17 protein-coding genes and 1 riboswitch are annotated in these 18,678 nt (G+C 40.6%); of the genes, 1 reads left to right on the forward strand and 16 read right to left on the reverse strand.

Features of this window, described 5'->3' with window-relative positions:
• Positions 1 to 106: 106 nt before the first annotated feature.
• The 14 genes from AAV97_RS11485 to AAV97_RS11550 form a co-directional block, all read right to left on the reverse strand.
• A complete protein-coding gene (locus tag AAV97_RS11485; protein ID WP_046760635.1) occupies positions 107 to 388 on the reverse strand; it encodes a DUF2798 domain-containing protein in 282 nt (93 codons plus the stop codon).
• Positions 389 to 422: 34 nt separating this feature from the next.
• A complete protein-coding gene (locus AAV97_RS11490; RefSeq protein WP_004826114.1) occupies positions 423 to 725 on the reverse strand; it encodes a DUF3861 domain-containing protein in 303 nt (100 codons plus the stop codon).
• Positions 726 to 743: 18 nt separating this feature from the next.
• Complete coding sequence (locus AAV97_RS11495) at positions 744 to 1,139, reverse strand: Fur family transcriptional regulator (protein ID WP_004826112.1); 396 nt, start codon at positions 1,137 to 1,139, stop codon at positions 744 to 746.
• Between the two features lie 22 nt (positions 1,140 to 1,161).
• Complete coding sequence (locus tag AAV97_RS11500) at positions 1,162 to 1,704, reverse strand: PadR family transcriptional regulator (RefSeq protein WP_046760636.1); 543 nt, start codon at positions 1,702 to 1,704, stop codon at positions 1,162 to 1,164.
• Between the two features lie 320 nt (positions 1,705 to 2,024).
• Positions 2,025 to 3,728, reverse strand: a complete 1,704-nt coding sequence (recJ, locus tag AAV97_RS11505; protein WP_046760637.1) for a single-stranded-DNA-specific exonuclease RecJ — start codon at positions 3,726 to 3,728, stop codon at positions 2,025 to 2,027.
• On the reverse strand, positions 3,729 to 4,385 hold the full coding sequence (gene pdxH / locus AAV97_RS11510; RefSeq protein WP_009585520.1) for a pyridoxamine 5'-phosphate oxidase: 657 nt from the start codon (positions 4,383 to 4,385) through the stop codon (positions 3,729 to 3,731).
• Positions 4,386 to 4,418: 33 nt separating this feature from the next.
• Entirely contained in the window at positions 4,419 to 5,750 is a 1,332-nt protein-coding gene (glmM, locus tag AAV97_RS11515; protein ID WP_004826105.1) for a phosphoglucosamine mutase, read from the reverse strand.
• A 117-nt stretch (positions 5,751 to 5,867) separates the two neighbouring features.
• Complete coding sequence (gene guaB, locus AAV97_RS11520; protein ID WP_004826103.1) at positions 5,868 to 7,334, reverse strand: IMP dehydrogenase; 1,467 nt, start codon at positions 7,332 to 7,334, stop codon at positions 5,868 to 5,870.
• Between the two features lie 301 nt (positions 7,335 to 7,635).
• Entirely contained in the window at positions 7,636 to 8,001 is a 366-nt protein-coding gene (locus tag AAV97_RS11525) for a YkgJ family cysteine cluster protein (RefSeq protein WP_026040289.1), read from the reverse strand.
• A gap of 90 nt (positions 8,002 to 8,091) precedes the next feature.
• Positions 8,092 to 8,889 (reverse strand): MBL fold metallo-hydrolase, encoded by a 798-nt coding sequence (locus tag AAV97_RS11530; RefSeq protein ID WP_004826099.1) that lies wholly within the window; start codon positions 8,887 to 8,889, stop codon positions 8,092 to 8,094.
• Between the two features lie 216 nt (positions 8,890 to 9,105).
• Complete coding sequence (locus AAV97_RS11535) at positions 9,106 to 9,684, reverse strand: TMEM165/GDT1 family protein (protein ID WP_004826097.1); 579 nt, start codon at positions 9,682 to 9,684, stop codon at positions 9,106 to 9,108.
• Positions 9,685 to 9,773: 89 nt separating this feature from the next.
• A riboswitch (yybP-ykoY riboswitch) is annotated at positions 9,774 to 9,930 on the reverse strand.
• Between the two features lie 133 nt (positions 9,931 to 10,063).
• A complete protein-coding gene (locus AAV97_RS11540) occupies positions 10,064 to 12,052 on the reverse strand; it encodes a 2-oxo acid dehydrogenase subunit E2 (RefSeq protein WP_171249374.1) in 1,989 nt (662 codons plus the stop codon).
• A gap of 2 nt (positions 12,053 to 12,054) precedes the next feature.
• Positions 12,055 to 14,763 carry a pyruvate dehydrogenase (acetyl-transferring), homodimeric type gene (gene aceE, locus AAV97_RS11545; protein ID WP_005035172.1) on the reverse strand — a complete coding sequence of 903 codons (2,709 nt, stop codon included), beginning with the start codon at positions 14,761 to 14,763 and terminating at the stop codon, positions 12,055 to 12,057.
• Between the two features lie 282 nt (positions 14,764 to 15,045).
• Positions 15,046 to 15,723 carry a M23 family metallopeptidase gene (locus AAV97_RS11550; RefSeq protein WP_004826089.1) on the reverse strand — a complete coding sequence of 226 codons (678 nt, stop codon included), beginning with the start codon at positions 15,721 to 15,723 and terminating at the stop codon, positions 15,046 to 15,048.
• Positions 15,724 to 15,828: 105 nt separating this feature from the next.
• Here AAV97_RS11550 and AAV97_RS11555 point away from each other — a divergent pair, with 105 nt between their 5' ends.
• Positions 15,829 to 16,278 carry a hypothetical protein gene (locus tag AAV97_RS11555; RefSeq protein WP_004826088.1) on the forward strand — a complete coding sequence of 150 codons (450 nt, stop codon included), beginning with the start codon at positions 15,829 to 15,831 and terminating at the stop codon, positions 16,276 to 16,278.
• A gap of 98 nt (positions 16,279 to 16,376) precedes the next feature.
• Here AAV97_RS11555 and lpxC read toward each other — a convergent pair whose 3' ends face one another.
• Both lpxC and ftsZ read right to left on the reverse strand, forming a co-directional pair.
• On the reverse strand, positions 16,377 to 17,279 hold the full coding sequence (lpxC, locus tag AAV97_RS11560; protein ID WP_009585483.1) for a UDP-3-O-acyl-N-acetylglucosamine deacetylase: 903 nt from the start codon (positions 17,277 to 17,279) through the stop codon (positions 16,377 to 16,379).
• A gap of 125 nt (positions 17,280 to 17,404) precedes the next feature.
• Positions 17,405 to 18,598 carry a cell division protein FtsZ gene (gene ftsZ / locus AAV97_RS11565; protein WP_004826084.1) on the reverse strand — a complete coding sequence of 398 codons (1,194 nt, stop codon included), beginning with the start codon at positions 18,596 to 18,598 and terminating at the stop codon, positions 17,405 to 17,407.
• Positions 18,599 to 18,678: the final 80 nt, after the last annotated feature.

Below are 18,678 nucleotides of genomic sequence, written 5' to 3' on the forward strand. Positions count from 1 at the left end.
ATGGTGATGCTCAACTGATGATGTTGTATTTTCTGATATTGGCTTGCGCTTAAAATGCTCTACACCTAATCTCCATCCAACACCATCCATTTTCAGAACTTTTTGTTTAAGGTGCTGGCGGCGGTGTGAGATTTACAAATAGTCCAGTAAATCGACGGACGATCGGTAAAAATATCAATACCGTTGGAAAGGCAATCATCCATGAAAATAGCCAGACATCGAACCATTTTGTAAAAAATGCATCAAACCATCCCACATTTTTCCATAAATTAATCATAGAAATAGTGGCACTCATTAATCCTGAAAGGAAAAATGGCATCAACCAAGTGGCATATTTTGCGGGTAATTTGGGAATTTTACCCACGATCATTGTAGATTTTGCTTGCATTATACCAACACTCTAAATGTATCTGTTTTAATCATCATGCCTCTTTCTTTACATTTTGCTTTAAATTTTTCATAAATTGTTTTACTGCGGGTTCAAAGTCTTTAAATAAAATATGATCACGATGGGTAATCATCACTTCTAAAAACAATTTGAGTCCTACTGCAAATGCCTTTGTTGTCTCATCATCAAAAAACTCAGCTTTTTTTAAACGTTCAACAATTTCAAAAATATCGTCGTGGTTTCCCACATTAAATTCGATATTTTCACTGTAGTTTGATGGTTGACCTTTGGCATCTGCAAGATGCTGTACACTCACGTGGTATTGATGTTGTTTCATACTATTTCTCTAAACCTTCTAGTGTAATGTGTTGTTAAATTCAATCTCTAAAATATCGATATTGAATTGTTGGAAAACCTTTTCCAGTGATTCAATCAAAGAAGATTTATTGATCTGTTTCAGATCAGCACAATGAATGTTGAGAAATTCAGCTTCGGACTTGTTAATCAAGGCATAGCGTGCTTCATCTCTACCATTCAATTTTTGACTCACCAAACCCGCCCTTTCTAAGTCACTCACTACACGATAGATGGTGGATAAGCTAATCTGCTGATTGTTCAGATATAACTGCTGATAAATTTGTTTAGCCGTCAGTTGTGCTTTTTGATCTGATAAGGCTTTGAATACAATCACTCGTGCCTGAGTAATTTTTAAGTTTGCGTGACGTAATTTCTGTTGGATTTCAATATTCATGTCTCACCTTTTGGATGTCATGCTATAAACGCCCAATCTTTACAGCTGCTTGATCAATGATCTCAGCAACTTGTCTGACCTGTTCTGCATTAAAATCTTTACCTTTGAGCTTTAAACGCAACGCCGTTTTTAAATTTTCCATGGCGCGATGCACATCCAGATATTGGTCATTTTCATGAATTTCACGACGCGTTTCTAAACGTGCTAATAAATGTTGAATGTGTTGTTGTTGCTCTTTTAAGTGTAACTTTCCAGCGTCAGTAATATGATATTGCTTGCGATCATCCGCCGTACTCTCTACCTGAACAAAGCCTATTTCTTCAAGATAGGTCAGTGTGGGATAAATAGTGCCTGAACTGGGTGTATAGCCGCCACCCACCAGTTCACTAATGTCCTTGATAATTTCATAACCGTGTTTGGCTTGCTCTTCAATCAAATGAAGTACCAAAAGCTTCATTTTTCCCGATTCAAATAAGCGACCTCTACGTCCAGCATAGCCTTTTTCTGGATGATGACCACGATGTTCAAAGTCATGCTGTGAATGATCATGCTGAGCTGATTTCATCTTTATTTTTCTCAAATTGATTAATTTATACATATTAAGATATATCTTAATGTATCTTAACTCAATAAAATATTTATGATAAATAATAATCAATTGATTTATATTAAATTAATTATATAAGGAGATATTGCTTAAGATATGAAAAATACATTCTTTTCAATTTTTAAAGTGGACATGATCAATTCAGAAATTTCAGCAGATTTGAATCCCTTTGCCGATTGAATCAGCACATGGCTTGTTTTTATTCGTATAGTTAACTCATTGTTTTTTAATCATATGCCAATAAAAAAGCGCCTACATCAGCGCTTTTTCATTTGAAATTACTGTTCCAAATGCAACATTCGCAATTGCAAACTCACATTGCCATTGAATTGATTTTTATCTAACTCATAGACGATACGAACACGATCCTGCATTGGATCAAAATTAAATTTATCACGAACATTAAATGCAATAGCATCCACAGCCTGCCCATCTGCTAAAGCCAAACGCAATTTTAAATGAGCATCTTTCAGCCAGCGGTAGTCAATCACCTTAAACTGCCCTTCGAACACAGGGGCAGGAAACTTTTGTCCCCAAGGACCCAATTGTTCGAGTGTATCAACCGTTTGCAGTTGAAAGGCTTGAGCAGGTAATTCACCGTCTGTCCATAATACCGCTTGAAACAGAGATTCATCTGATTGAGCAACCAGTTCAGTAAAACGCTGCTTAAATGCTTCAAAATCTTGCTTTTGAATGGTCAAACCTGCCGCAGCAGCATGACCACCAAAATGGCTAATTAAATCAGGATACTGTTCTGCCACTTTTTCAATCATATCTCGAATATGGATACCCTCTATCGAGCGAGCAGATCCTTTGATATGAATGCCATCTTTATCGGCAGCAAATACAATACTCGGACGATGAAACTGCTCTTTTAAACGCCCCGCAACAATACCAATCACACCTTGATGCCAATGCTCTTCAAACATCACCAACGCAGCGGGTAAATTGTCTTGGTCTAATTCAAGTTGTTCTAGCTCAGTCAGTGCTTCTTGCTTTATTTGTGATTCAACTTGACGGCGCTCCAAATTTAAATCGTTCAACTGACGCGCCAATGCATAGGCAGTTTGCATATCAGTTGCCAATAGACATTCAATCCCAATATCCATGGTTTCCATACGTCCTGCCGCATTAATTCGAGGACCTAAGACAAACCCTAAATCAGAAGCTTTTAACTCAGCTGGATCACGCCCTGCGATATCCAACAATGCACTGATTCCAGCACGACACTGATTTTGCTGAATTCGCTTCACACCTGCATCGACCAAAATCCGATTGTTATAATCCAGACTTGCCACATCGGCATAAGTGCCTAAAGCAACCAAATCTAAATATTGCTGCATTTTTGCAGTCGATTTAGCAAGTTTTGCACGATGACTACTTAAATTCGCCAATAAATAAAAAGCAACCCCCACACCCGCCAATGCCTTGCTTGGAAACTCACATCCCAGTTGATTCGGATTCACCACAGCTTCAGCTTGAGGTGTTTGCTTGGTAGTCAAATGGTGGTCGGTAATAATGACCTGCATACCCAGTAAATGAGATTGATCAACTCCTGCATGACTAGAAATTCCATTATCTACAGTGACCAATAAATCGGGTTGAAATTTTTCAAAAGCTAAATCGGCAATCTTAGGGGTGAGACCATAACCATATTTAAAACGATCAGGCACTAGATATTGAACATTTGCTCCCATTTCATTTAAAGCCAATATCATCAGTGCTGTACTGGTCGCACCATCGGCATCATAATCCCCCACAATGACGATTTTTTTCTGTTCATCTATGGCTTGGTCGATAATCTGAATCGCCTGCTCCAAACCTTTCATTTTGGGTGCAAGTAAATATTTCAGTTTTAAATCAAGTTCTTGTTCCGACTGTACTCCACGTCTTGCCAAAAGTTCAGCAATAAACGGTGATACGCCCTGAAAATGATCAGGGCGTGTCAACAGTGGTCGTTGTTTAATTTGTATTTTTTGCATTTATGGCATCAAACGTTGTAATTTCCAAAATCCATCTGTTTTTTCATACGTTAAACGATCATGTAAACGATTTGGACGACCTTGCCAAAACTCATAATAGTCGGGTTGCAAACGATAGCCTCCCCAAAACTCAGGTTTTACCAGTTGGTCTTTCTCCGCAACTTGATCATACAGTGCTTGAAAGCGTTGTTGAAGTTGTTCACGATTCGCAATCACCCCACTTTGAGGTGTACTGATATGCGCTGCAATTTGGCTATCGCGTGGACGCTTGTGATAATAATCAGTAGACTCTTGCTCAGATATTTTCTCGACTTGACCACTAACACGGACTTGGCGCTCCAACTCAGGCCAGTAAAAGAGAAGTTCTGCAAAAGGATTTTCAGCTAAATCCAAACCTTTTTGACTGTCATAGTTGGTATAAAAGTCATAACCAGCTTCGGTTGCACCACGCAATAACACTGTCCTCACATGCGGGCGACCTTGTGCATTTGCCGTCGCTAGGGACATTGCATAAGGTTCATGAAGTTTGGCTTCTAAAGCCAAATTAAACCAATTGAGAAACTGTTGGTGTGGATGGGCATCCACCTGTTCCTCATGCAGTTCACCTTTCTGATAGGTTAAACGAAGCTCGCTTAAATCTTTAATCACATCACTCATGAACCCAAACCTTCTACAGATTAGATACTATTTTTAGGCAGCATTTTTGCGTACAGCATCTGCTAAATGATTTGCTAAATCAGTGACTTCTTGCAAATCATCACCTTCTACCATAACACGGATAATCGGTTCAGTCCCAGATTTACGAATTAAAATTCGACCACGCCCTTTGAGTAATGTTTCTGCTTTATCAAATTCAGCAACCAAGGCAGGCACTGCATATGGGTCAAACATTTGTTCAAGGCGCACATTGACCAACACATTGGGCAAAGTTTTAAACTCGGCGACCAATTCATCCAAAGCTTTATTTTGCTCAACCAACACCGTCAATACTTGCAGTGCCGCGATAATGGCATCACCTGTGGTGCTCTTGTCTAAAGTCAAAATATGACCTGATGGCTCACCGCCAATGACCCAGTTGTTTTCTTCTAGATTTTGTAAAACATAGCGGTCACCCACTTTAGCACGTACAAAAGGTACTTTTGCCTTTTCCAATGCCAATTCCAAAGCCATGTTACTCATCACTGTACCCACTACACCTGCTGGTTTCTGTGAGGACTGTGTGGCTAAGATATAAAGAATATGGTCACCATCTACCAGCTTTCCATGACGATCAACCAAAACAACACGGTCAGCGTCGCCATCAAAAGCAATGCCTAAATCTGCTTGATGCTCCACTACAGCTTTTTGTAAGTTTTCAGGATGTGTTGACCCACAATCTTTATTGATATTTAAACCATCAGGATCATTATAAAGTGCAATCACTTTAGCACCCAATTCACGGAACACCGCAGGACCCACGCTGTAAGCTGCACCATTGGCGCAATCCACAACAATTTTTAAATGGCGTAAATTGAAATGATACGGGAACGTCGATTTACAAAATTCAATATATCGCCCATTGGCATCTTTAACACGTACACTTTTACCCAAGTTGGCGGTGTCTTCAATGACTATATCTTTTTCTAATTCACGGTTAATCGCTTCTTGAATCGTATCAGGTAGTTTCTTGCCTTCATCTGAGAAAAATTTAATGCCATTATCAAAATAAGGATTGTGTGATGCAGAAATGACGATCCCTAAATTGGCATGCAATGCACGCGTTAAATGGGCAATCGCTGGGGTAGGTAACGGTCCTAACAAGTGCACATAAACACCTGCTGCATTTAAGCCTGCCTGTAATGCTGCTTCAAGAATATAACCAGATAAACGTGTATCTTTACCTAAAACCACAATAGGTTTTGTTTTTGGGCTAATTTGCTTTAATACTTTACCCGCGGCAAACCCCAATTTAAGTGCAAATTCAGGGGTAATTGGGAGTTCACCAAATTTTCCACGAATCCCATCTGTACCGAAATAACTCATTTTTTACCCACTTATTATGCGTTGTATAACAATCAATTTTTCACGTTTATACTTTACACCAAAATAAAAAAGCCGTCATAAACTGACGGCTTTTTTCAATCAAAATATTACAAAAGATTAACCCACTCGATAGTTCGGTGCTTCTTTAGTAATCGTGACATCATGCACATGCGACTCTTGCATACCTGCTGCAGTAATTTTCACAAATTTTGCATTTTGGCGAAGATCTTCAATGGTTGCGGAACCTGTATAGCCCATTGATGAACGTAAACCGCCCATCATTTGATGTACGATGTTACCCATTGGTCCTTTGTAAGGTACACGACCTTCAATACCTTCTGGAACTAACTTTTCAGCACCTGCTTTAGAGTCTTGGAAATAACGGTCTGCAGAACCTGTTGCACCTGCCATTGCACCCAAAGAACCCATACCACGGTAAGCTTTGTAGTAACGACCTTGGAAGAATTCAACTTCACCAGGTGCTTCTTCAGTACCTGCCATGAGTGAACCCACCATAATGGTACTTGCACCAGCACCAATCGCTTTCGCCATATCGCCAGAGAAGCGAATACCACCATCAGCAATTAACGGAATTTGATCTTTCAGTGCATTTGCAACACTATCAATTGCTGAAATTTGCGGCATACCAATACCCGCAACAATACGTGTTGTACAGATTGAACCAGGACCAATCCCGACTTTTACAGCATCTGCACCCGCGTCAAGCAATGCCAATGCCGCATCACCTGTTGCGATATTTCCGCCAATGACTTGAACTTGTGGGAAATTGGCTTTGACCCAACGTACACGCTCAATCACGCCTGCAGAGTGACCATGCGCAGTATCTACCACTATCGCATCGACACCTGCCTCTACTAAAGCTTCAACACGGCTTGGCGTTTCTGCACCAGTACCCACCGCAGCACCAACACGTAAACGACCTAATTCGTCTTTACAACTATTTGGATAAGATTCTGCTTTGCGGAAATCAGTGACAGTAATCAAACCTTTTAAGGCATGGTTATCATCCACCACCAACACTTTTTCAATGCGATGTTGTTGTAACAATGCTTGAATATTTTCTTTAGACTCATTTTCACGAACAGTCACAAGACGATCTTGCCCGGTCATGATGTTACTTACAGGTTGCTCTAAATTGGTCACAAAACGAGTATCTCGTCCTGTCACAATTCCAACAACCTTGCCGTCTTTAACAACAGGTACACCACTGATATTGTTGGCTTGAGTAATCGCAATCAAGTCACGAATCGTCGTTTCAGGAGTCACGGTGATAGGATCTTTCACCATGCCTGCTTCAAATTTTTTCACACGGCGAACTTCTGCAGCTTGCGCAGAAATATCCATGTTTTTATGTAAAATACCGATACCACCATTTTGCGCCATTGCAATCGCCATACGTGACTCAGTCACTGTATCCATTGCTGCTGAAACCATAGGTATGTTCAGTTGAATGCCGCGTGTGAGGCGTGTCTTTAGAGAGACATCTTTTGGGAGGATAGTAGAATAGGCAGGGAGTAATAAGACATCATCGAAGGTTAACGCTTCTTGAACGATGGTCAACATAACAGTCTCGCTGGTAATTTCCGTGAGCTATTATATACAAATTTCCGTTCAATTTTCATTTTTTATTGTGCGGATTTATCTTATTCTCGATCACCCTTTATTTTTCAGTATCTTATTGATATAAAAATGGGCTTTGAATATAAAATTATAGTAGATTTAACACCACAGCAAACTGTCAGTTGACAGTCTCTGCTTTTTAAACAACTCTAGGCTACTGTCAAAAAACGACTCAATATATGATTAGAGCTTGTATCTCTTGTAAAAAAAATCTTCTCATATCCTAAACTTCCCCATTGCAGCATTAGCACACCTGATCAAAATCTTCATCATTACTGGGTGTCATAACATCAATATCAATCAAGGGAATTAAATTATGTGCCTGCCTTGCTTTGGCACATTGTGCATCCCCAGCCTGCACCTCTTTACAAGATGAACTGCGTTGTTCATACATGGTACAACTGACCTGCTGTCCAACAACACCATCCAATGCAATACAACGGGGTTGTTTTTGATTGGTCCCTTGCATGCATGAATATACTGCAGTTAACGGTTCTACATAATCTGAAGGCATTGCTTCTCCCTCCGCCCAATAAAATGAGACTCGGAAAAAGGCGCAACACGCCCCACAGTTTAAGCACGCATCCTGTGCTGAGATTTGTGACAACATTTTTTTAAGATTCTCGTTATCAGTTTAAGATTTTGGCAAGAAAATCCTAAAAAAAGTCGTATCCAAACACAATAGATTTTTTGAGTTTTTTTATTGAGGACAGGTAAACACGGTCTCATCCATCAAATCAACACCACACTGTAAATTTTCAATCCAATCTAAAAATTGATTGATCATTTCCTTTCCAATAAAAGGTTTGCCATGCTGAGGTACGATCATCTCAATATCCATCTGACGCACCATTTTCACCCATAAGCGAATGATTCTGTTGGTACACATATATCGTTGATGAAAACCACGCATACTTGGAATATGACTATTAAAATCATCTATCGGTGTAGATGCATCATCAACAATAGATGCCCCCATATCCCCAGAAAATAAAATTTTAGAGATGGGATCGTAAAACTGAAAATTCCCTACTGAATGTAAGAAATGTGCAGGAACGACAATAATTCGAGTTTCACCCAAAGGAATTGAACCCCCTTGATCAGGTAACTCAATCAAACGCTCTAGCCAACCGCCTTTCATACGGTCACTCATAAAAGCGGAATTTAAGTGAGGTAAAAAGCGCGCCCACAACTTAGAAGCGACCACTTTAGCATCGGTATACACTAACCAACGTGGCATTGAGGTAATAATGTCAGGGTCTTGATGAGATGCCATCACATAGTCTAGGTTTTGCAAACGTGTGTATTTATTTAATTCCATAGTTAAAGGCACATAAGTTAAATCACCACCTGGATCCAAAACTGCTGCACGTTCATTATTGAGAATCAAAAATTGATTGGCTTGTACACCTTCGCCTTTCACCAAACTGGTAAAACTAATACATTTATGTGTGCCATTATCAAACAAAACTTGCGATGTGGTGCGATCTAAAGCCATACCCAGAACCCCAAAACCTTTTTTAAAATAAATCTTTATTTATCCCATACAACATATAAGGTTTTCTTCAAAGTTACAATAAATATACAACCTAAGTTTTATGATTATTTGTGTGATTATTCTCAAAATAATAAAAAACCCAACACTAGGTTGAGTTTTTTATCTTGAAAAGGTGCTGATCCAATCACAGCTTAAAGCTGCATCGACAAAACAGCCTTAAAAAAAGTAATGTTGTACCAATGCGGCAACACCGATGATAAAGAATATCGCTGCACCAATTTTATGAATTAAAGAAATTGGTAATTTATCTGCCAACTTATTACCAATAAATACAGCAGGTGCATTGACCAACATAATGCCCAGTGTAGTCCCTAGAGTGACCCATCCGATACTGTCAAAACGTGCAGCAAGTGCTACTGTCGCAATTTGAGTTTTATCACCGATTTCAGCCAGGAAGAACAACACAAATGTTGCACCAAAGACACCATATTTCTGCCATTTATTGATGCTTTCAGATTCATCATCCAGTTCGTCTGGAATCAGCATCCAACCTGCCATGGCGATAAAGCCGAGTGAAACGATCCATAACAGAACAGTTGGACTGAGTACTGTGGTAATCCATTGCCCCAGCACAGCTGACACGCCATGATTGACCAATGTCGCAATCAGAATCGCGAATAAAATCGGAATAGGTTTACGGAAACGTGCAGCAAGAAGTAATGCGAGTAGTTGCGTTTTATCGCCCATTTCGGATAAAGCAACAACCACCAAAGAGATGAGGAAGGCATTTAACATGTCAAAGTCTCTGGCTAGCAATATTTACCGATGACTTACCCCTCCTGCTAGCCAATATGAATAGTCACCTATCCAACGCGGAGTGATAAATCAAAGGTCTTGCCAACAAAAGATAGCTGAGTACATGCCTTCAGCTAAATTGGTTCTTTGCTATGATGACCATACTCTGTTGAGTAATTATGTTGATCATCACCCATTTATTATCGTATTGATAACAAACAGCGGCTACTCCCCAATGAAGTACAACTATTCTACAATGCTTTTCAGTTTATTTTCAATTTTTACTATTCAATATCTTAAACACCAATCAAAGCAAAAGATTTGATCGGCTTAAATATAAAAAACCCCGCATAAAGCGAGGTTTTCTTAAATTTAAAACTTAAAGCAAGATGTTACGAATGTCCGATAACAACTTGGTCAATTTATTGGTAAATCGAGCCGCATCCGCACCATTAATCACACGATGGTCATAAGACAATGACAGTGGCAACATCAATTTCGGTTCAAAACCTGAACCATTCCAAACTGGCTGCATGGTGGCAGGTGAAATTCCCAAGATTGCAACTTGTGGCCAGTTGACCAAAGGTGTAAACGCTGTACCACCAATTGAACCTAAGCTGGTAATTGTAAAGTTGGCACCTTGCAGATCTTTCGGAGAAAGTTTCTTATCACGTGCTTTTTTACTTAACTCACCCAATTCAATCGCAATTTGCTTAATTGATTTTTGGTCAGGATTGCGTAATACAGGAACGGTTAATCCATCTGGTGTCGCCACTGCGATACCCATATGAATTTCCTTACGTAACACCACTGACTTTTGATCGTCAGCAAGATGACCTGCAAAATAAGGTTCTTCTTTCAACAAGAACGCTACAGCTTTCGCAATAAAAGCAAGAATGGTTAAGCTTATACCGTCTTGCTTAAACTTACCTTTGAGTTCACCACGCCAAGCTTCAAGCTCAGTAATATCCGCCAAATCAAATTGTGTCACTTGCGGAATAAAATTGTTCAATGACAACTGCGGTACAGACACTTGTTGTAAACGTGTCATTGGCGCAATTTCACTACCACCAAATGCGCTGAAGTCTGGTAAAGCCGGTAAACCTGAAGCAACCTGAGCAACTGTAGTTTGTGGCGCTGCTTGTGGTGCAGTCAGTTTCGCTTTAACAAAAGCAAAAACATCGTCTTTCATCACACGTGCATGTGGACCAGAAGCTTGAACTTGAGAAAGTATAACGCCCAATTCACGTGCAAGTTTACGCACAGCTGGACCCGCATAGACTTTGGCATTTTCAGCTTGCTGTGCTTTTGATAATTTCTCACCCGAGTCTACAGCAGTAATCGTCTCAACTTTTGCAGATGCAGTAGTCGATGCTTGAGCTGCGACTGGTGCTGTTTCTTGCGATGATTGAGTCGCAGGCTTCGCTTGAGAAGCTGATGCTGCTTGACCTTCAGCTTCAATGGTCACCAAAGCGGTACCTTGAGCCACAGACTGATTCAATTCCACATGAATAGCGCTGACCACACCTGCAACTGTGCTTGGCACTTCTACAGATGCTTTATCAGATTCCGCAACACAAAGACTTTGATCTTTTTCAACACGGTCACCCACATTGACCAAGATTTCAGAAATAGTCGCTTTGTCCACGCCCAAATCTGGCACAGTGACCTCAACTTTACCTGATTGAGTCACAGCGGACTGTTCTTGTGCAGCAGCTTGAGGTACTGGCGTTGGTTGCTGTGGCGCTGTCTCAACGGACGATGCTGTTGATGCTGCTGCCCCACCTATAGTTTTCACTGTAATGAGTACTACACCCTCTTTAACACTGTCACCTTCTTTCACCACAACACTTTCAACTGTACCTGCGACTGTACTTGGAACTTCAACTGTTGCTTTATCTGATTCGACAACAACAATGCTATCGTCCACAGCAATTTCATCACCAACTTTTACTAACACTTCGCCTACTAAAGCTTTTTCCACACCAATATCTGGAACTTTCACTTCAACTGTTTGTGATGTCGTATTTGTAGATGCTGAATTTGCCACAGGCGCCGCAGACTCAGTTTTAACTTCTACAACAGCTTCTGCTTTTGCTGGCTCTTGAGCAGGTGCTTCAGCGGCTTCTGTCACAGTTGCATCAGCAGATTCAACTTCAATCAATACTGCACCTTCTGAAACTTCATCACCTTCAGCAACCGCAATACGTTTTACTACACCTGCTGAAGTGCTAGGCACTTCAACAGAGGCTTTATCAGATTCCAGCAAAACGATACTGTCATCTACAGCAATGGTATCGCCGACCTTGACGAGGATTTCGGCAACAGTCGCCTTATCTACACCAATATCAGGAGTTGTAATTTGCATCATTATTTCTCCTCAGTAGATTCAGTATAAGCTGCAACTTCTTGCACAGATGGATGTGCTTGAGGTAACCATGCAACTGGACGGTCAACATCAAGTTCAAACGAAGAAATCGCATCTTTCACTAAACGTGCGTCCACTTCACCTTCATCGGCAAGTTTTTTCAATGTTGCAACCACGATATGAGCAGCATCTACACCGAAATAGCTACGCAAGTTGCCACGTGTATCTGAACGACCATAACCATCTGTACCTAAAGTTACATATGGACGGCTATCTGGAAGGTAAGCTCGGATCTGTTCGCTATATGCGCGCATATGATCTGTTGCTGAAACGACAATACCATCGGTATCACGTAACTGCTGAGACACCCAAGATTCTTTACCATCTTCAAGTGGGTGCAAGCGATTGTATTCTTCAACAGCCATACCATCACGTGCTAACTCATTGAAGCTTGTTACGCTCCACACATTAGAATGAATTTGGTATTCATCACGTAAAATTTGTGCCGCTTTGATAACTTCACGTAAAATTACACCTGAGCCCAACAACTGAACTGTGGCTTTTTCATCTTGGTTGAATAAATACATACCACGCTTGATGCCTTCTTCAGCACCTTCAGGCAATGCAGGTTGATCATAGTTTTCATTCATGAGTGTCAAGTAATAGAACACACGTTCTTGATTGACATACATGCGTTGTAAACCATCATGCACAATCACAGCCAACTCATAACCAAAGCAAGGATCATAAGCCACGCAGTTTGGAATAGTTGCTGCCAAGATATGTGAATGACCATCTTGGTGTTGTAAGCCTTCACCATTCAAAGTTGTACGACCTGCTGTTGCACCACACAAGAAACCTTGTGCTTGAGAGTCACCTGCAGCCCATGCAATATCACCAATACGTTGGAAACCAAACATAGAGTAGTACATATACATTGGAATCATTGGCAAGTTATTGGTGGAATAACTGGTACCCAATGCTGACCAAGCACTCATCGCACCTGCTTCATTGATCCCTTCTTGTAACATGTGACCATCTTTTGCTTCACGATAGTTCATGAGCTGTTCTTGGTCTTCAGGCGTATAGTTTTGTCCGTGTGCAGCGTAGATACCCAACTGACGGAACATCCCTTCTAAACCGAAAGTACGAGCTTCATCAGGTACAATTGGAACAACACGGTCTTTAATGGCTTTTTCTTTTAACAATGCTGCAATCAAGCGCACCATCACCATCGTCGTAGATTGTTCTTTACCACCACTGCCTTTCAATACACCATCAAATACTGAAAGTTCAGGAATCGCCAAAGCTTCGCTTTCTTTACGACGTGCAGGTAGATAACCACCTAAAGCTTCACGACGAGCTTTCATATATTTCAATTCAGGCGAGTTTTCACCAGGACGATAGAATGGTAATTCTTCAAGCTGTTCGTCATTGAATGGTAAATTGAAGCGATCACGCACATATTTTAATGAATCAAGTTGCATTTTCTTGATTTGATGCGTTTTGTTGACTGCTTCGATTTCATCAGACAAACCATAACCTTTTACAGTTTTCGCCAAGATCACTGTAGGTTGACCGTTACTGGTCATTGCTGCTGCATAAGCCGCATAAACTTTATATGGGTCATGACCACCACGATTTAGATTATCAATATCTTCATCGCTCAAGCCTTTCACTAATTCCGCAGCTTCAGGATATCTGCCAAAGAATTTTTCGCGAGTATACGCACCGCCTTTTACTTGGTAACGTTGATATTCGCCATCTAAAGTTTCATCCATTAATGCTTTTAAAGCACCAGAAGTATCTTTATCAAGTAGAGGGTCCCAATGACGTCCCCAAACCACTTTAATCACACGCCAGCCAGCGCCACGGAATAACGATTCAAGCTCTTGAATAATTTTACCATTACCACGAACAGGACCATCTAAGCGTTGTAAGTTACAGTTAACCACCCAGATTAAATTATCGAGTTTTTCACGACCTGCCAGCGAAATCGCACCCAAGCTTTCTGGCTCATCCATTTCACCATCGCCAAGATAAGCCCAAACCTTACGGTTTTCTTCCTTGATCAAACCACGATTCATTAAATATTTTTGAATGTGTGCTTGATAGATCGACATGATTGGACCAAGACCCATCGAAACCGTTGGGAACTGCCAATAATCAGGCATTAAATAAGGATGCGGATAGCTTGAAAGACCTTGACCACCCACTTCACGACGGAAGTTACTCAATTGATCTTCAGTTAAGCGACCTTCCAAGAATGAACGCGCATAAATCCCAGGCGCACAGTGCCCTTGGTAATAAATCATATCGCCGCCAAAGCTATCACTATTGGCGCGGAAGAAATGGTTAAAACCAACATCATATAAAGTTGCAGATGAAGCGAAACTTGCCAAGTGACCACCTAAGTCATCACCTGTTTTATTGGCACGCAATACCATTGCCAAGGCGTTCCAACGGATCAATGCACGAATGCGGCGTTCCATATCTTGGTCGCCCGGCATTGCTGGAGACTCTTCTACAGGAATGGTATTTAAGTAAGGAGTATTTAGACGCTGAATGGGAACATGCTTTGAAATGGCTTGCTGATATAATTTTTCTAATAAAAACGCAGCACGTTCAGTCCCCATATGCTGGAGCACTGAATCAAAGGCATCTTGCCATTCTTGTGTTTCCTGAGCGTCGCTATCACCGTAATACGCCATTTTCCACTTACTCCTTGAATAATTTTCTATATATTATATGTATCATGTTTTAGCCCTGTTAAGTTATCGTTACAGACGAATGCAGATTGTAGGTATTATTTAGGAACTAAATAGTTGTTGACTAAATGACACTTAAAATAACAAAAAACCGCCAATAATGGCGGTTTTTTATACAATATAAATTCAATTTAATGCTAGTCTGAATACAGGATTTAATTCAACGCGACACTGAATATCATCCTCAATATCCAACAAAGACACTCAATGAATTACGTGATTGTTTTATGGCAACATCGCTAAGTAAGAAGAAGGGTTCTTGCGTTGACCATCTTTTACAACTTCATAATGTAAATGTGGACCTGTGCAACGACCTGTACAGCCTACATTGGCAATATGCTCACCTGCTTTGACTTGATCACCTACACGCGCAATCAGACGTGAGGCATGTGCATAACGTGTGATATAGCCATTGCCATGGTTGATTTCAACATATTGACCATAGCCTGTACCCCAACCTGATTTGGTTACAATACCAGGACCTGTAGCATAGATTGGTGTACCACTTGGTGCAGAAAGGTCTAAACCTGAATGATGTTCAGCGCGACCACCCATGGTACGACCACCGAAATCAGAACTCACACGCTTCATGTCTGGAAGAGGATGCGTGACTAACCATGAATATGGAGAACTTGCTGAATAACGAGAAGTGGAATTTGAGCTAGAACCGTATTTTTTAGCAATGCTTGCGTTGTTTAACTCGATTGGAGCATCTGAACTGCGTAGCGTGACATTCATCTTTGCTGAAGCAGGAAGGTCTAAATCATCTGGATTGTAAGAACCTTGAGAAAGTGTCTTGGATAATTTTTCTAAACGATCTGGAGTTTGAATCAAGTCTGCAAATGTCGCAGTAGCAGCTGAAGCAGCTAGTGTAAAAGCTAATAAAATACGTCGCGTGTGCATAAAAACCTCTTTAACTGTTCTTAGTCAAGTTTCTTGTGTGATCTCATCCTTGATATCTGGTGAAACGAGCGCTTAAGATAGGACATAAATATGTAGGAACAATGTATGTCTGAACCCAAAAACGTCTTCCAACCAACAAGACAACACTTAAAAACAGGAAACTTATCGTTTCTTACAAAGCAAGTTGCTGAATGGCAAAAACTTACTAAATTAATTCAACCGCTACTTCCTCAACCTGAGAATTGGCGAGTTGTCTGTTATCAATACGGTATTTTGACGATTACCGGTGAAAATCAAGCCATGATTAGTCAACTCGGTTATCTTCAAAAGCAGTATATTTCTCAATTATCACAAATCAATGAACTACGTGATTTACAAAAACTACAAGTCCGATTACATATTGAAAATACCAATACTGAAACGTCCTTACAACCCCATAAAACGGTAAGCTCGATGCAACCCGCAACATCCGAAATGTTACAAAATGCCGCTAGTTTTGTGAACGACCCTAAGCTTAGCCAAGCTCTACTACGTTTGGCAAGCAATAAAAAGTAAACAGAATAGATAAAATTAAGATTTGAAACTGTTTAAAATATGACTCAATTCACACTTATTAATGTTACAATATAACACAATCTAGAGAACACAATGACTTATGTCACATTGACGAAATGAATTGGACACAATTTCTCGTCATCAAATGTTACAATTTCATAGCTGCTTGGATCACTTTTCACATTGCGTAAAAGTTGATTATTTAGTGCATGACCCGATTTGTAACCATCAAATTTGGCAATAATTTGATGTCCAAGCAAATATAAATCACCAACGGCATCTAAAATTTTATGACGCACGAACTCGTCAGCAAAACGTAAACCTTCTTCATTGACGACGCCAGTATCATCTAAACCCACAGCATTATCCAAACTTGCCCCCAATGCTAGATTGTTGGCTTTTAAATAATCTAAATCCTTCATAAAGCCAAAGGTACGCGCACCACTAACTTCATATACAAATGTTTCAGTTGAAAAATCAATGGTTGCGGATTGATATTCTTTAGCAAAGGCTGGATGATCAAAGTCGATGGTAAAGTTGATTTGGAACCCATCATGAGGAGAAAAAATTGCACGCTTATCGTCTATCAGTGCTTCAACAGGTTTTAAAATTCGGATAAATTTCTTTGGTGCATCTTGTTCAACCAACTCACCTTGCATGAGTAAGTAAATAAATGGACCTGCACTTCCATCCATAATCGGAATTTCAGACGCTGAGACTTCGATAATCAGGTTATCAATCCCCAATCCCGCAATCGCACTGGTGACATGCTCAATCGTGCCCACCTTAGTTTCTTTACTGACCAAGTTTGAACACATAAATGCTTCTTGGATCAGCATGGCATCCGCAGGGATATCGACAGGTGGATTTAAATCGATGCGTCGAAATACAATACCCCCATCCGCCACATGAGGCAAAAAGTTAATCATGACTTTTTGTCCACTATGTAGTCCGATGCCACTCGCTTTAACGACTCGCTTCAGGGTACGTTGTTTCAACATGCTAATTCGGTCTTCGTTCTCAAATCCGCTATACGTTAGCACATTTAGCCATTGATAAAAAACAAAAAAGGTAATGAATCTCACTACCTTTTTCGACAATATTAAATATTATTAATATTTATCAATTACTTACGCTGTTGATTTTTCAAATAATCTTGAATACTCATTGGCGTAGAACGACCATTTGAACTCGGTGCCGTCACAGGTGCACCCTCTTCCTGACGCTGTTTATTGATCGCAGGAATATCATCTTCATCTACAGCATGATGTTGTGCTTGTTGTAAATGAGCTTGAGCAGCACTATTTACATGTGTTCTACGTTTCGCTTCAGTCGCGTCACTTGCGTTACGCGTCAAACCTGTAGCTATCACTGTCACACGAATTTCATCACGCGCATCGGGATCAAACACAGTACCAAAGAACACTTCACCTTCTTCAAGGTCAACGATCTGGTTGACAACATCCGTGATCACTTCTGTTTCACGTAATGTTACATCTGCACCGCCAGTGATATTAATCAACACACCTTTAGCGTTCATGATGTTGACGTTATCAAGCAATGGGCTACGAATCGCCAAACGTGCAGCTTCTTCAGCACGATCTGGACCACTGCTTTTGCCTTCACCCATCATGGCATAACCGCGGGTACTCATTGCAGTTTTTAAGTCAGCAAAGTCAAGGTTAATATGACCTGGACGTACCACTAAATCAAAAATACTACGAACCGCATTCAACAATACATCATCAGCTTTACGGTAAGCATCTTGCATCGAGATGTCACCATATACGCTGAGAAGACGTTGGTTCGGAATAATAATTAAAGAATCAACATGCTGCTCTAATGCTTCGATGCCTTTTTCAGCTGAACGCTGACGGCGACGACCTTCAAAATTGAATGGCGTAGTCACAACACCTACAGTTAAAATTCCCATTTCCTGAGCAATTTCAGCAACAACTGGTGCAGCGCCTGTGCCCGTACCACCACCCATACCGGCAGTGACAAACACCATATCTGCACCTTCAAGGTGCTGACGAATTTGCTCGCGGCTTTCTTCAGCAGCAATTTGACCTACATCTGGATTCGCACCTGCACCTAGACCTCGCGTACTTTGCTCACCAAGTTGCATTTTAAAAGGTGCATTCATACGATCCAGGGCTTGTTTATCTGTATTTGCACAGACAAATTTCACCCCTTTAATGTCAGATTGCACCATGTGTTGTACAGCATTACCACCGCCGCCGCCAACACCAAACACAGTAAAACGGGCTTGACCGTTGTTATCGGTTTGTCCATCGTCTAAAAATTCAAATGAGGCCATGACCTTTAGATTTCCTAATATAATGTGGCAGTCACTTAAGCCCGTATACTGCCTTGATCTTCAATAATAAAAATTGTTTT

Source organism: Acinetobacter sp. Ag2 (assembly GCF_001005515.1).
Taxonomy (GTDB): domain Bacteria; phylum Pseudomonadota; class Gammaproteobacteria; order Pseudomonadales; family Moraxellaceae; genus Acinetobacter; species Acinetobacter bereziniae.

Excerpts from the sequence above, each read along its gene's own strand:
- AAV97_RS11485 (WP_046760635.1), bottom strand. The coding sequence starts at position 388 with ATGCAAGCAAAATCTACAATGATCGTGGGTAAAATTCCCAAATTACCC.
- AAV97_RS11490 (WP_004826114.1), bottom strand. The coding sequence starts at position 725 with ATGAAACAACATCAATACCACGTGAGTGTACAGCATCTTGCAGATGCC.
- AAV97_RS11495 (WP_004826112.1), bottom strand. The coding sequence starts at position 1,139 with ATGAATATTGAAATCCAACAGAAATTACGTCACGCAAACTTAAAAATT.
- AAV97_RS11500 (WP_046760636.1), bottom strand. The coding sequence starts at position 1,704 with ATGAAATCAGCTCAGCATGATCATTCACAGCATGACTTTGAACATCGT.
- recJ (WP_046760637.1), bottom strand. The coding sequence starts at position 3,728 with ATGCAAAAAATACAAATTAAACAACGACCACTGTTGACACGCCCTGAT.
- pdxH (WP_009585520.1), bottom strand. The coding sequence starts at position 4,385 with ATGAGTGATGTGATTAAAGATTTAAGCGAGCTTCGTTTAACCTATCAG.
- glmM (WP_004826105.1), bottom strand. The coding sequence starts at position 5,750 with ATGAGTTATTTCGGTACAGATGGGATTCGTGGAAAATTTGGTGAACTC.
- guaB (WP_004826103.1), bottom strand. The coding sequence starts at position 7,334 with ATGTTGACCATCGTTCAAGAAGCGTTAACCTTCGATGATGTCTTATTA.
- AAV97_RS11525 (WP_026040289.1), bottom strand. The coding sequence starts at position 8,001 with ATGTTGTCACAAATCTCAGCACAGGATGCGTGCTTAAACTGTGGGGCG.
- AAV97_RS11530 (WP_004826099.1), bottom strand. The coding sequence starts at position 8,889 with ATGGCTTTAGATCGCACCACATCGCAAGTTTTGTTTGATAATGGCACA.
- AAV97_RS11535 (WP_004826097.1), bottom strand. The coding sequence starts at position 9,684 with ATGTTAAATGCCTTCCTCATCTCTTTGGTGGTTGTTGCTTTATCCGAA.
- AAV97_RS11540 (WP_171249374.1), bottom strand. The coding sequence starts at position 12,052 with ATGCAAATTACAACTCCTGATATTGGTGTAGATAAGGCGACTGTTGCC.
- aceE (WP_005035172.1), bottom strand. The coding sequence starts at position 14,763 with ATGGCGTATTACGGTGATAGCGACGCTCAGGAAACACAAGAATGGCAA.
- AAV97_RS11550 (WP_004826089.1), bottom strand. The coding sequence starts at position 15,723 with ATGCACACGCGACGTATTTTATTAGCTTTTACACTAGCTGCTTCAGCT.
- AAV97_RS11555 (WP_004826088.1), top strand. The coding sequence starts at position 15,829 with ATGTCTGAACCCAAAAACGTCTTCCAACCAACAAGACAACACTTAAAA.
- lpxC (WP_009585483.1), bottom strand. The coding sequence starts at position 17,279 with ATGTTGAAACAACGTACCCTGAAGCGAGTCGTTAAAGCGAGTGGCATC.
- ftsZ (WP_004826084.1), bottom strand. The coding sequence starts at position 18,598 with ATGGCCTCATTTGAATTTTTAGACGATGGACAAACCGATAACAACGGT.